Genomic DNA, 12,002 nt, shown 5'->3' with positions numbered 1-12,002 from the left:
TTTTTACGTAGTACTGTTCATGCATGACATTCTTTCAGGGTTAGGGAGGTTTCTTGCTTATGACATTGACACTCAGGTACTACCAAACCGCTTCAATCCGGGACGCCATTTCCATGTTAGTCTGGTATTTACGTAGAAAACGCCGCGCGTAACATGACTTATAGGGTTCGCAAATAAGCAAGGATAAACGACTTCGTCGTCCTTTTAGGACGAACGCGTTTGTCAAGGTAGATGCGAAGCAAAAGTATAACACTTATACTTTCTTATCTACGAATAAAGGCTGCTCTCCAGTAGATGATCTACTAGAGATGCAGCCTTTTTGCCGTTATGAAATGATCGAACTTATTAACTCATAAGAACGCAATCGCCGCTCATAATCTGCAATCGGCGTGACCAGAAGAAATTCATCGACCTCACAATCGCGTGCGATCCGCTCCAACTGCTCATGCACGCTAGCTACTGTGCCGATGAGCATTCTGCGCTGGGGCTGGGACTCTGCACCTTGCAGCCAAGGCATACCAGCTGCTAATGCCAGCGCCTCTTCCTCCGAATCGGCGCAGACCACACCTACCGCGATGATGACGCGGGGGACTTGCCCTTGTGCGGATGGCACAAAGTTCTCCCTGTAGCCACGCACTACTTCAGAAGCATCGCTGTCGCTCATAAATTGGCCGAATACGTAGCCAGTTCCATGTTCAGCCGCCAATGCCGCGCTTTTGATGTTTGTGCCGAGCATCCACACTTCCGGCGCAACAGGTGGCACCGGCCTTGCCGTTACCGGTTGGCCTTCGCACTCAAATCGGCCTTCCAGCAAGGCCATTAACGACTTCAACGTTTCCGGCAGCTGCCGAACGTTTTCCAGGAAGTTGCCGCTTAGCGCAATGGCGGCATTGGCTGAACCACCGGGCGCTCGCCCGATGCCAAGATCTATTCTGCCCGGGTAGAGGGCAGCAAGCATATGAAAGCTTTCAGCCACTTTCATCGGCTTATAATGCGGCAGCAGCAGCGCGCCTGAACCGATGCGAATGCGTTCCGTCCTCGCGCCGACATGCGCCAAGAAAACCTCCGGCGCCGTACAAGCCAACGCAGGCATGTCGTGGTGTTCAGCGACCCAGTAGCGCGAGTAGCCCCATTTTTCAGCTTGCCTGGCGAGCATAACAGCCTGCTCGTAAGCTGCGCCGGCGTCTGCCGGGGCTATGACAGGAACAAGATCTAACACACTAAGCTTCATTCCAATGTATCCTCCATAATCAGAACCGATGCAAGTTTACAAAGCTTCGCCTTTGCCGCCATCAATATTGACCGAAGTCCCCGTAACGTACGAAGCTGCTTGCGAGGATAAGAAAGCAATCACGTTCGCTGCTTCCTCTGCTTGTCCGATGCGGCCTAGCGGGATAGCGTGTCTTGCATCACGTGCATACTCATCCCAAGTGAGCTCAGGCGCCTCGCGCTTCCAAGCTTTTTCCAGCTGATCACTGCGAATCTTTCCGATACAAACCGTGTTCACGCGAATGCCGTCTCCGGCAAGATCCTTGCTCATCGCGTTAGTCAAAGCCAGTCCGGCTGCGCGGCTGACACTTGTAGGCAGGGAGGAAGCCGGCGGAGTCTTGGCCGCAGACGTCGTCAGATTCACAATGGAGCCGCCACCAGCTTGCTTCATATAGGGAATCGCATAACGGGAGCAATGAATCGCTCCGAACAACTTCAGTTCCAAATCCTGCCGCCAAACCTCCGTTCCCACCTGTTCAAAAGGTTTCGCCGCAGAAGTCCCGGCATTATTAACCAAAATATCAATGCCTCCAAATGCTTCAACCGTTAGCTCGACAGCGCGCTTGCAATCTTCTTCTGACATAACATCCGCTTGAATCGTTAGTACACGGCTTTCCGTCAAGCCGGCAATATGTTTGGCAGCTTCTTGCAGCTGCTCCTCATTTCTAGCACAAATAGCAACCTTCGCCCCTTCGCGGGACATCGTGATCGCAGTCGCCAAACCAATTCCTTTGCTTCCGCCTGTAATTAAGGCAACTTTCCCCTTCAAGCCCAAATCCATCCTTACATCCATCCTTTCTTAGACACCAGAGTAGTTCTAGCATACTCTTTTTGGCAGCATTTTTTCAAATGATGGCAAAAAAAGAGAGAGGCATGAGCCCCTCTCTTCTACTTTTTAGTTATTCAAGTATACAGCTTTACCTGTGCGTGCCGATTCATAAATAGCTTCCAAAATTTGCGATACAACATAGGCTTGCTCAGGAGTCACGACAGGCTCTGCATCCGTTTCAATCGCTTTGATCCAAGTGCGCATTTCCAGATCCGCATCACTTTCTTTGGCTCCATCATAAAAAGCAACTCCGCCGGCTTTCAGATCAACTTCCGTTGTATACAAACGGCTGTGTTTTTCGCCATTGATACGAAGTCCGCCTTTCATGTCTGCGCCGCCTTCTGTTCCGCTCAGCGAGCACTTCGCCTCATCAACTTCCAGCGTGTTCAGAGCCCAGCTGGATTCCAGCATAATAGTCGCTCCGTTTTCCATCACGATCATCCCGAATGCGGAATCTTCCACTGTAAACTTGCTTGGATCCCACGGGCCCCATGCGTTAGCGGCATTTTCTTTTTGAGACAGTTCGTGGTAGGACGTTCCAAGCACAACTTTCGGTTTGTAGTTGTCCATCATCCAAAGCGTCAAGTCCAAAGCGTGCGTTCCGATATCGATCAACGGGCCTCCGCCTTGTTTTTCTTCATCGAGGAATACGCCCCATGTCGGAACTGCACGACGACGAATCGCATGCGCTTTAGCGAAGTAAATTTCCCCAAGCTCGCCTTGCTCACAAACGCGTTTCAAATGCTGGCTGTCCGGACGGAAACGGTTGTTGTAGCCAATTGTCAGCTTTTTGCCTGTACGTTTAGCTGTCTCAGCCATACGTTTCGCATCTGCTGCCGTTTTCGCCATCGGTTTCTCACACATGACATGCTTGCCAGCTTCCATTGCTGCAATAGCAATTTCCGCATGCGAGTCATTCGGAGTAAGAACATGCACGATATCAATCGTAGCATCTGCTAGTAATTCTTTGTAATCTTCATAAACGGTAGCGCCCTCTGCGCCGTATTTGTCAGCCGCCTTCTCTGCGCGCTCGCTAACGATATCACAGAATGCGACAATTTCAATATTTTTCAGCTTGCTCAAGCTTGGCAAATGCTTACCGTTTGCAATTCCACCACAACCAATGATACCAATACGGAAAATACGTGACATAAGATTACCTCCAAAGTAAGTTGAATTTTATTGTGAATTAATTAGGAAGTTCAATGGTGACTTCACGTTTCAGAAGCGAGGAGCGAATAATACCATCAATAATCGCTTGATTGCGGACGATTTGCTCACCAGGAATTGGTGCAGGCTTGCCGTCGCGAACCGCTTCAACAAAATCGCGAACTTTTTCGTTAAACAAATTTTTATTATGATCGATGATCGGGATTTGACTTTCGGTATGGTGTCCAAGAACATCATGGAAGTACGTGATAGATCCAACAGATCCATCAAACACACCGCTCCATGGGCCTTTTCCGGCAGGCGTCACTTTAAGTCCGCCATCGGTTCCCAGGAACAGAGTCGGCCCTAATGTGTCCATGTGCATCGCCCATGAGATTTTGAAATTCAGCACGAGATCCCCTTCAAATCGGATCATCGCAACACCGAAGTCTTCTACATCGAAGCGCGCTGCTTCTTTATGATACAAAGGGTTTGTACCAAAATAGTTAGAACTGTAAGCGGATACGGTAAGCGGTTTCGGATATCCCATCGCATTAAGCGCCATATCAAGCGAGTAGCAGCCGATATCGGCCATTGCACCGGCACCTGCGATTTCCTTGGAGATAAATGTGCCGCCAGGCATCCCTCTACGACGTCCGCCGCCAGTCTCTACGTAGTACACTTTGCCCAGTTGACCGGACTGAACCACATCTTGAATGGTTTTCATGTTCGGATCATACCTCGGTTGGAAACCAACATTGAGCATGAAGCCTGTCTTTTTCGCCGTTTGCGCCATTTCTACCGCTTCATCCAACGTAACGGACATCGGCTTTTCCAGCATGACGTTTTTGCCTGCCAGCAAGGCATCTACCGTTGTTCGGTGGTGAGCCACATTTGGCGTGCAAATACTTACTCCATCAAGATCTAACTCCAGCAACTGTCGGTAATCGTCAAAGGCTTGCGCCGATGTAAGCTGCCAGAAATCAATAAATTGCGCCGCTTTGCCAGGTACAGCATCTGCAACCGCTACAATCTCTACATCAGCCAGCTCCCGGTAGGCTCTTACATGCGCGCCAGCAATACCGCCGCCGCCAATAATGCCGATTTTCAATGTTTTGCTCATCTCATTACCTCATCGCTACATGTAATATTAAGACATCCTACATAAATGTAGCATAGGAATAATAGGATTTTTAGTCTAACATTAGGACAAAAAAGATAAGAAATTGCGACATCGCATATTTGCGCGAAGAAATGGCTTATCTTTTTCATGCCGTTGAATGGGCATTCATGGAGTGGATTCCCCCTTCCAAATCAGGATTGAAGCCGTCATTTTGAGGGTGAAATAACGGCACCTCAGTCCGTTATTCCTCAAATCCAGCCGAATTTGGCCAAATAACGGCTGCTGGGTCCGTAACAGATCAGTAGTTGCATAGGGGGAGGTGGCGGGCGAGGTACTACTGGTGGGATTCGTGGTACTTTAACTAGTTAGCTATTTTACTTTCTACTCAGCCCCGCTTGCCTCCTGCGAGCATGAATTGTTTGTCGGCTAACGGACTGAGTTGACGCTATTTGCTGCTTTTGAGAGAGATTTTGCAGCTAACGGACTCCAGAGTCGTTATTGGGCGTGAACTTGCCTAAAACAGTGTCAAAATCCATAAATAACGGCACCTCAGTCCGTTAGCCCGTAAATTTAGCCAGATTTGGCCAAATAACGGCTGCTGGGTCCGTAACAGTGCAGTAGTTGCATGGGGAGAGGTGGCGGGAGAGGTGCTATTGGTGGGATTCGGGGATGCTGGGTCGTTACAGATCAATAGTTGCATAGGGGGAGGTGCCGGGCGAGGTACTATTGGTGCGATTCGTGGCACTTTAACTAGTTGGCTATTTACTTTTCTACTCAGTCCCGCTTGCCTCCTGTTGTCGGCTAACGGACTGAGTTGACGCTATTTGCTGCTTTTGAGAGAGATTTTGCAGCTAACGGACTCCAGAGTCGTTATTAGGCGTGAACTTGCCTAAAACAGCGACAAAATCCATAAATAACGACGCCTCAGTCCGTTAGCCCTCAAATTCATCCAGATTTGGCCAAATAACGGCTGCTGGGTCCGTTACAGATCAGTAGTTGCATGGGGAGAGGTTGCGGGCGAGGTACTATTGGTGGAATTCGGGGCTGCTGGGTCCGTAACAGATCAGTAGCTGCATAGAGAGAGGCGACGGGAGAGGTACTACTGGTGGGATTCGGGGCACTTTAACTAGTTAAATTATTGGTGGGGCGGTGTTATTACTTCCTTTTAGCTCCGCCTGCGCTACAAAACGCAAATAGAGCTGCCCCAGTAGATATCTCTACTTTTGAGGCAGCCCATCACAGAAATACGCCGTTTCCTATCGCCTACTACTCCCGATCCAGACATTTCCACCATCTTCCTGCTTACGCGCCACCTTCGCCGCCAACCTTCTTCTTCGCATCCTCCAGAAGGCTCCGGTAAGCCGGCTCATCCGGATGATTGCGCACTAAGTCCTCATAGTAGCGGCTGACTCGTTGGAAATAATAGGGATGAACGTCCTGCGTCGGAACAAGCCGGTATGGATCCCAGCGGTACGTCTGCACTTGGTACGCTTGATTCTGCTCTTTCACCCAAAGCGCGAGCTCGCATAAGCCGTCTTTCCCGTCTCGGGTCGGCATATCCTCAATCTCCAAATGATCATAAGTCGTTCCCGGCGGAATCATCCGCTGAAAGCCGCTTGACGTCCATTGAATAATGTCAAGCTCAGAGCCTGAACCTGAGCTTGTGCCCTCCTGCCGCCAGCCGATAAGGATATCCCAGCCCTGTCTACGTGAAACAGGCGCTGCCGCAAAATCCGTCACTTCCCTGACTCCTCCCGTAGCTGCAGATGCAATAGGAAACCAGTTTCCGGAATAGTCTTTGATCGAGAACAGGTACTGGTTGTCTAAGAATCTATACATAGCCGTGATTTCGGGAGTGCCGTCACCATCAACGTCCGCATACAAGATTGCCGCGGGATTCCCCTGCTGCTGCAGCTGCACGATCTCAGCTTCTTGAGGTATGCAGCTCCGGACGACGGCAAGGAAATCAATATTGTTCATGCTCATGGTTATCCCTCTTTTCGCATCATTCTCAGCTAAAGTATATGCGACTGTGGACTTGGCCCATGAATACTAATGGCAAGAATAACAAAAGACCATGCATCTCAACCCAAGTTGACATACATGGTCTTCCTTACGCCTTAGGCGCTCCCAAGATACACCTGCGTCTGATGGACGCAATGAATGAAACGCACGGTTTGCGTTTCAGCTCTCATAACGACCGAGTGAGTCTCGGCGCGGCCGCCGAATTGATACTTCACACCGCTTAAGAAATCCCCGGTGGTAACGCCTGTCGCGGCAAAGTAAATATCGGATTCTCCGACGAGATCACGCATGCTCAACACTTTGGAGGGATCCGTGATCCCCATAGCCAAGCAGCGAGCGATCTCCGCATCATCCTCCGGAAGAAGCCGACCCTGGAACTCGCCGCCCATACAACGCAGCGCGGCCGCGGCAAGTACGCCTTCCGGCGCGCCTCCCGAACCCACGTGCAGGTCGATGCCCGTTTCGGGAAATGCGGTCGCCATCGCTCCCGCCACATCGCCATCACTGAGCAAATGAATTTTAACGCCTAGCGTGCGCAGAATTAAAATTTTGTCGGCATGCCGTTTGCGATCCAAAATCGAGACGGTTAGCTCCGTTACATCCTTTTGCAGCAGCTCCGCAGCTTTGCATACGGTCACATCGAGTGGATCCTCTAACCGGAGATGACCGGCCAGTCGGGGACCGACGGCGAGCTTTTCCATATACATATCTGGAGCATGCAGCAGATTCCCTTTCTCCGCAATGGCTACAACGGAAAGCGCATTGTTTCTGCCGCTAGCTACGATATCCGTACCTTCCAGCGGATCTACAGCCACATCATATTCAGGACCAACACCGCTGCCCACTGGCTCGCCAATATAGAGCATGGGCGCTTCGTCCATCTCACCTTCTCCGATGACAACAGTTCCCCGAAATGGAATGGAGCTAAAAATAGAACGCATGGCAGATGTTGCCGCTTCGTCAGCGCTATGTTTATTCCCTTTTCCAGTCCACCGAGCGGACGCCAAAGCAGCATATTCTGTAACCCGAACAATTTCCAGTGACAAATCTCTTTGCATACATCCATTCACCCTTTCTACTTTGGAATTGTTTTGTGCGTTTACGTTCTGTCGGCTAAAATAAGTCCTGCTGTCTCTTCGATCGCCTTCTCACTCACATCGATGATGCGGCAGCCGAGATCTCGATACAATTTCATCGCAAAAGCCAACTCTTCTTTGACCCGCTCCCCGGTCGCATATTTGGCGCCAAAGGGAAGCCCTACTGCTTTCAAGCGTTCTGTTCGAATGCGTACCAGATGATCAGGATTCATCGTTAAACCAATTAATTTCTTAGGATCTAATTCATATATAATGGCGGGTGGCTTTACCTCGGGAACAAGCGGGTAATTGGCCACCTTATTTCCTTTATGCGCCAAATAAATGCTAAGCGGTGTTTTGGAGGTGCGGGAAGGCCCGAGCAGGACAATATGGGCGTGTCTCATCGCGCTGGGATCTTTGCCATCGTCACTATTTACCGTGAACTCAACCGCTTCAACCCGCTGGTAATACTGCTCATCCATCTGGTAGAGCAAGCCTACTTTGCGCTTCGGCGAATCTTTGAACGTATCAATGAATGCCTGCATCATAGGTCCCATAATGTCAATCGCATTGACGCTAAGTCGAATCGCTTCCTGCCGCATCATCTCCCTAAGTTCGGGAAGAACAAGGGTGTAGGCGATAAAACCGTTTACTTTCGATGCTTCTTCCACTAAGGAGCGCACTTCGTCTTCGGTTCGGATGGATCCGAAGCGTTTGACCTGCACTTGGCTTGCATTAAATTGGCGGATTGTTGCTTGTACGACGGTATTCGCCGTTTCCCCCACAGAATCCGAACAAACGAAAATCGTATGCATCTTTTCTCCCACTTGCACTCCTCCTGATTTAAATCCCCAGCGCTACTTCAAGCAGCAGTTTGGTCATCGTCGTTTTCGTAATTCGGCCAATTACTTCTTCATATTCCTGATCAGGCGTTGCCGGCTTAACGACGGGCAATCCGTCGACTTGATGATGAATCATTTTCCTAGCAGCTTCTAATACGCTATCTTCCGGGTGCACCGTAACAATGTTCGGATGTCTGGTCATAACGAGCGAAACAGGCATTGTGTTAGCGGCGGACTGCCCTAATGTCACCTTCAGCAGATCCTTTCGTGAGACGATACCTACTAAAGCCCCCTGTTGATTTACAATCATTAAACTTCCTACGTTTTCGAGAAAAAGTGTCACGACAGCATCGCTGACCGTAACGGTTTCCCTGAGCACAACGGGAATGCCCATAACTTCTTTGACCTTCATCGCTTCAATATGCTTAAATGGCGAATTCACTTCAAGCGCAGCTTTTCCAAGAAAATAGCCGACTTTCGGTTTGGCATCAATATGCCCAAGCATCACCAAAACAGCCAAGTCCGAACGAATCGTCGGGCGGCTAATGCCCAAAAGCTCAGCGATGCGTTCACCCGTAATCGGGGCATGCTTGCCCACAAGATCAATAATTTCCAACTGGCGGGATGTCAGCTCGATGATGTTTCCCTCCTAAACAATTCAAAACCACCTATATAGTGTGTTCTATTTATTATATATTGTATATTATATAGCATAAAAAAGGAAAATAACATTGTTTTATAGCACATAAAATAATTTCTTATCATTTTTGGACACGCTCCGTTCATTTTTTAACATATAAAAAAGCCCCCTTTCTACTTCCCGGAGGAATAAAAGAGAGCTTTTCTATACAGCTATTGGAAAAAGACGATGCCCATAATGCCCGCGCCTACAATGATAATAAATGGATGCAGCTTATATTTGACAATCCCCATGAAAGCACCGATGGAAATTAAAATCGTAGCGATCTGCTGCCAGGTAACCGGCAGTTTCGCTTCCCCCCAGCCTGCCATGCCGAAGTGTATCGCCGCAAAAATAATTAAACCGGTGACGACAGGTTTCAAGCCATAGAAAGAAGATTTAAACCACTTATTATGATGCCATTTATACAAGAAAGCTGCTAATAAAATAATTAATAAAAGAGACGGAAGCACCATGCCTAGCGTTGCCGCAATAGCCCCCATCACGCCAGCCGTCTGAAAGCCAATTAGTGTGGCACAATTCGTCGCAATCGGTCCTGGGCCTGACCCCGCCAAAGACACCACTTGGTTAAAAGCTTCATCTGAAAGCCAATTGTTCTTGCTCACCTCGTGCTGGATGACCGGCATCATTGCATATCCGCCGCCGAAGGAGATAAATCCAATCTTAAAAAAAGTAAGAAATAAACTGAATAACACGCTTTTTCACCTTCCCTCATATCCCGTCAGCAATGAAATAATCTGCGGCCCGGTTGGTCATTGGCGCTTGCGATTTCGTTTCTTTGCTTGCGAATGGATCTTTCATTCCCCATTTTTGTTTCAAGAAAACGACAGCAATTCCGACCACAAAACCGGAGCCAATCACTAAGATCGGTGATATCGGGATGAAAAGCAGGACGAGTACGGTTGCTATGGCTGTAAAAAGTGTCATTTTATCGATAATCGATGACTTCGCCATTTTGTAGGCAGCTGCTGCGATCAGTCCGACAATTGCAGCATGAATCCCTTCCATGATAGCTTGCATTTTCGGATAACTCTGGAGAATTGCGTAAACCATACTAAGGAGCATTACAATGATAAACGTAGGAAGCGTAATGCCGATGACGGCTGCTACGGCTCCTCGAATTCCTGCCAAATGATAACCGACTAAGGCCGAAACATTCACGCCTACGCCGCCCGGAGCTGCTCCGGAAATGGCAAGAAGTTCTGTCATCTCATCATCTGACATCCACCCGTTCGTCTCAACTACTTCCCGGTGAATAGCAGGCAGCATAGCATAACCGCCGCCAAATGTAAGTGGGCTGATCCGCAGAAATGTCCAGAAGATGCTTATTAATTTACGAAAGTTGTTTGTTGGCATGTTGGTTGACCTCCCCTGCACTTAATTCTATTTTGAACTAAAGAACGAAGAATGTCCAATCATTTTTACTAATCCGCTCTCTAAATCCCCCTTATAATGCAGGACGGATGTTTATTTCAATCCCGATCATCCCGATTAAAAATGTAAGTTTAATTTATTTTGGTATAAAGGTCAGCTTTCAGAATAATTGGGGTAAGCCTAACATAAGCACACCTAATCCAATTGAAAGGAAGGATGAATCATGAGCCGAATCATTCAAGCGTATTTTCACACGGAAAATCAAGCGGAGGATGCAAAAGTATTGCTGATGAAATACAATCCGGAAATGCTCGAGGTTGGATCACTGGAGGGCGGATATAACGGCAGCGGACGATTGCTGCTTCCCATCTTGGATGGTGGTGGTTTGGTAAGTGAAGCCAACATGAACAACAGTTATGCGATGGTTGGTACGCTGCCGACTGCAGCTGCCAACTCTTCCGATTATGCGAGCGACCGTGACACCACTGCACTTCATTATGTGCTCACAGCCAAAGTCGCGTATGCCGATTATTCAGGTGCCGCTGAAATCATTCGCCGGAACCATGGGCATCTGGAGGAATTAGATGAGTAAGCAAAGAGTTCCCTCCATCAAGAGAGGGCGTATGCATTAATGAAAAAAGAGCTTGTCGACATCAACATCGGCGAGCTCTTTTTTATGCAGCATTTGTTTGCCGCTTTTTCATGGCATAATTCGTGATATAGACCCCGGCCACGATTAGTATCGCCCCCAAGAAATGATACATTTTCAGTGATTCGCCGGTAAAAGCCGTTGCAAAGATCGCGCTGAACATCGGGATAAAGTTCAGAAAACCCGCGCAGCGCTGGGGCCCCAGGATTTCGATGGCTCGATTCCAGCTTAGGAAAGCTATGATTGAAGCGAATAATCCGATATAAATGAGTCCTGAGATAAGCGCTGAATTCCAAGCAATCTGCGGGGATTTCACCGCCAATTCCGTTATTGAAAGCGGAATTAGCAAGAGCAAAGCGACGACGACCTGCGCCAGCAGCAAGGGGCTGGAGGGAAATCGTCCCGCTACTTTTTTCATGCCTACAGAATAAAGAGCCCAACATAGAACAGCCGTTAGCATCAGCAAGTCGCCTTTATTAAAAGACAGATGAAGCAGCGCTGACAAGCTCCCTCGACTAATGATCCAACTCACCCCGGCCATTGAAATAAGAATGCCAGGCAACGCTGTCCAAGCTAGTTTTTCTCGCATTACCAACCATGTCAGAATTACCACAAGTATCGGTGTCGCAGAGTTCATGAGTGAAGCGTTAATGGAACCTGTATATTGAACCGCGACATAAGTCAATGTGTTAAATCCAGCAACGCCCGTTGCAGACAAGAACAAGAGCATTTTCCAATTCCGTAGAAATTCAGTCCTAAGTCGCCAAGTTTGCTTGCCATAGAAAGGTAGAAGCAGCAGAAAAGCAATGCCCCAGCGCAATGCTGCTAACGTTATGGGCGGGATATGCTCGACGAGCGCTTTACCGGCCACAAAGTTGCCTCCCCATATGCAAGTGGCGAGCACTAAAAGTATGTAGGGGGATTGTCGTATCATGCGGGATCAAACTCCTTTGCAAATCCATCATC

At 48.7% G+C, this 12,002-nt stretch carries 12 protein-coding genes; 1 reads left to right on the top strand and 11 read right to left on the bottom strand.

The annotated features are described in order from the left end of the window. Window positions 1-325 precede the first annotated feature (325 nt). From ACKTT9_RS13720 to ACKTT9_RS13675, 10 genes are all read right to left on the bottom strand, one after another. The gene (locus tag ACKTT9_RS13720; protein ID WP_407872030.1) at window positions 326-1,231 is read right to left on the bottom strand and encodes an LLM class flavin-dependent oxidoreductase; all 906 of its coding nucleotides are present in this window, start codon (window positions 1,229-1,231) and stop codon (window positions 326-328) included. Between the two features lie 36 nt (window positions 1,232-1,267). Continuing rightward, window positions 1,268-2,050, bottom strand: coding sequence for an SDR family NAD(P)-dependent oxidoreductase (locus tag ACKTT9_RS13715; protein WP_407872029.1), 783 nt, complete (start codon window positions 2,048-2,050; stop codon window positions 1,268-1,270). Window positions 2,051-2,164: 114 nt separating this feature from the next. Next, entirely contained in the window at window positions 2,165-3,250 is a 1,086-nt protein-coding gene (locus tag ACKTT9_RS13710; RefSeq protein ID WP_407872028.1) for a Gfo/Idh/MocA family protein, read from the bottom strand. A 37-nt stretch (window positions 3,251-3,287) separates the two neighbouring features. Beyond that, window positions 3,288-4,370, bottom strand: coding sequence for a Gfo/Idh/MocA family protein (locus tag ACKTT9_RS13705; RefSeq protein ID WP_407872027.1), 1,083 nt, complete (start codon window positions 4,368-4,370; stop codon window positions 3,288-3,290). 1,302 nt (window positions 4,371-5,672) lie between these two features. Next, window positions 5,673-6,356 carry a hypothetical protein gene (locus ACKTT9_RS13700; RefSeq protein ID WP_407872026.1) on the bottom strand — a complete coding sequence of 228 codons (684 nt, stop codon included), beginning with the start codon at window positions 6,354-6,356 and terminating at the stop codon, window positions 5,673-5,675. Window positions 6,357-6,490: 134 nt separating this feature from the next. Continuing rightward, window positions 6,491-7,453 (bottom strand): class II fructose-bisphosphatase, encoded by a 963-nt coding sequence (gene glpX, locus ACKTT9_RS13695; protein ID WP_407872025.1) that lies wholly within the window; start codon window positions 7,451-7,453, stop codon window positions 6,491-6,493. A gap of 41 nt (window positions 7,454-7,494) precedes the next feature. After that, window positions 7,495-8,286 (bottom strand): pyruvate, water dikinase regulatory protein, encoded by a 792-nt coding sequence (locus ACKTT9_RS13690; RefSeq protein ID WP_157320040.1) that lies wholly within the window; start codon window positions 8,284-8,286, stop codon window positions 7,495-7,497. A gap of 28 nt (window positions 8,287-8,314) precedes the next feature. Further along, window positions 8,315-8,929, bottom strand: a complete 615-nt coding sequence (locus ACKTT9_RS13685) for a helix-turn-helix transcriptional regulator (protein ID WP_407872024.1) — start codon at window positions 8,927-8,929, stop codon at window positions 8,315-8,317. A 236-nt stretch (window positions 8,930-9,165) separates the two neighbouring features. Then, window positions 9,166-9,708 (bottom strand): chromate transporter, encoded by a 543-nt coding sequence (locus tag ACKTT9_RS13680; RefSeq protein ID WP_127449486.1) that lies wholly within the window; start codon window positions 9,706-9,708, stop codon window positions 9,166-9,168. Between the two features lie 16 nt (window positions 9,709-9,724). Further along, window positions 9,725-10,369 carry a chromate transporter gene (locus ACKTT9_RS13675; RefSeq protein WP_127449484.1) on the bottom strand — a complete coding sequence of 215 codons (645 nt, stop codon included), beginning with the start codon at window positions 10,367-10,369 and terminating at the stop codon, window positions 9,725-9,727. 241 nt (window positions 10,370-10,610) lie between these two features. On the opposite strand from ACKTT9_RS13675, the gene ACKTT9_RS13670 reads away from it, so the two are divergent. Continuing rightward, entirely contained in the window at window positions 10,611-10,979 is a 369-nt protein-coding gene (locus ACKTT9_RS13670) for a hypothetical protein (RefSeq protein ID WP_407872023.1), read from the top strand. Window positions 10,980-11,061: 82 nt separating this feature from the next. On the opposite strand, the gene ACKTT9_RS13665 is transcribed toward ACKTT9_RS13670, so the two are convergent. Continuing rightward, window positions 11,062-11,970, bottom strand: a complete 909-nt coding sequence (locus ACKTT9_RS13665) for a DMT family transporter (RefSeq protein ID WP_407872022.1) — start codon at window positions 11,968-11,970, stop codon at window positions 11,062-11,064. Between the last annotated feature and the right edge of the window lie 32 nt (window positions 11,971-12,002).

It is taken from the genome of Paenibacillus sp. P36 (assembly GCF_045866505.1).
GTDB classification, from domain to species: Bacteria; Bacillota; Bacilli; order Paenibacillales; family NBRC-103111; genus Paenibacillus_E; species Paenibacillus_E chondroitinus.
This window is presented reverse-complemented; position numbering and strand designations above follow the sequence as displayed.

What these genes read in the sequence shown, in the direction of transcription:
- ACKTT9_RS13720 (WP_407872030.1), bottom strand. Translation starts at nt 1,231, where the DNA reads ATGAAGCTTAGTGTGTTAGATCTTGTTCCTGTCATAGCCCCGGCAGAC.
- ACKTT9_RS13715 (WP_407872029.1), bottom strand. Translation starts at nt 2,050, where the DNA reads ATGGATTTGGGCTTGAAGGGGAAAGTTGCCTTAATTACAGGCGGAAGC.
- ACKTT9_RS13710 (WP_407872028.1), bottom strand. Translation starts at nt 3,250, where the DNA reads ATGTCACGTATTTTCCGTATTGGTATCATTGGTTGTGGTGGAATTGCA.
- ACKTT9_RS13705 (WP_407872027.1), bottom strand. Translation starts at nt 4,370, where the DNA reads ATGAGCAAAACATTGAAAATCGGCATTATTGGCGGCGGCGGTATTGCT.
- ACKTT9_RS13700 (WP_407872026.1), bottom strand. Translation starts at nt 6,356, where the DNA reads ATGAGCATGAACAATATTGATTTCCTTGCCGTCGTCCGGAGCTGCATA.
- glpX (WP_407872025.1), bottom strand. Translation starts at nt 7,453, where the DNA reads ATGCAAAGAGATTTGTCACTGGAAATTGTTCGGGTTACAGAATATGCT.
- ACKTT9_RS13690 (WP_157320040.1), bottom strand. Translation starts at nt 8,286, where the DNA reads ATGCATACGATTTTCGTTTGTTCGGATTCTGTGGGGGAAACGGCGAAT.
- ACKTT9_RS13675 (WP_127449484.1), bottom strand. Translation starts at nt 10,369, where the DNA reads ATGCCAACAAACAACTTTCGTAAATTAATAAGCATCTTCTGGACATTT.
- ACKTT9_RS13670 (WP_407872023.1), top strand. Translation starts at nt 10,611, where the DNA reads ATGAGCCGAATCATTCAAGCGTATTTTCACACGGAAAATCAAGCGGAG.
- ACKTT9_RS13665 (WP_407872022.1), bottom strand. Translation starts at nt 11,970, where the DNA reads ATGATACGACAATCCCCCTACATACTTTTAGTGCTCGCCACTTGCATA.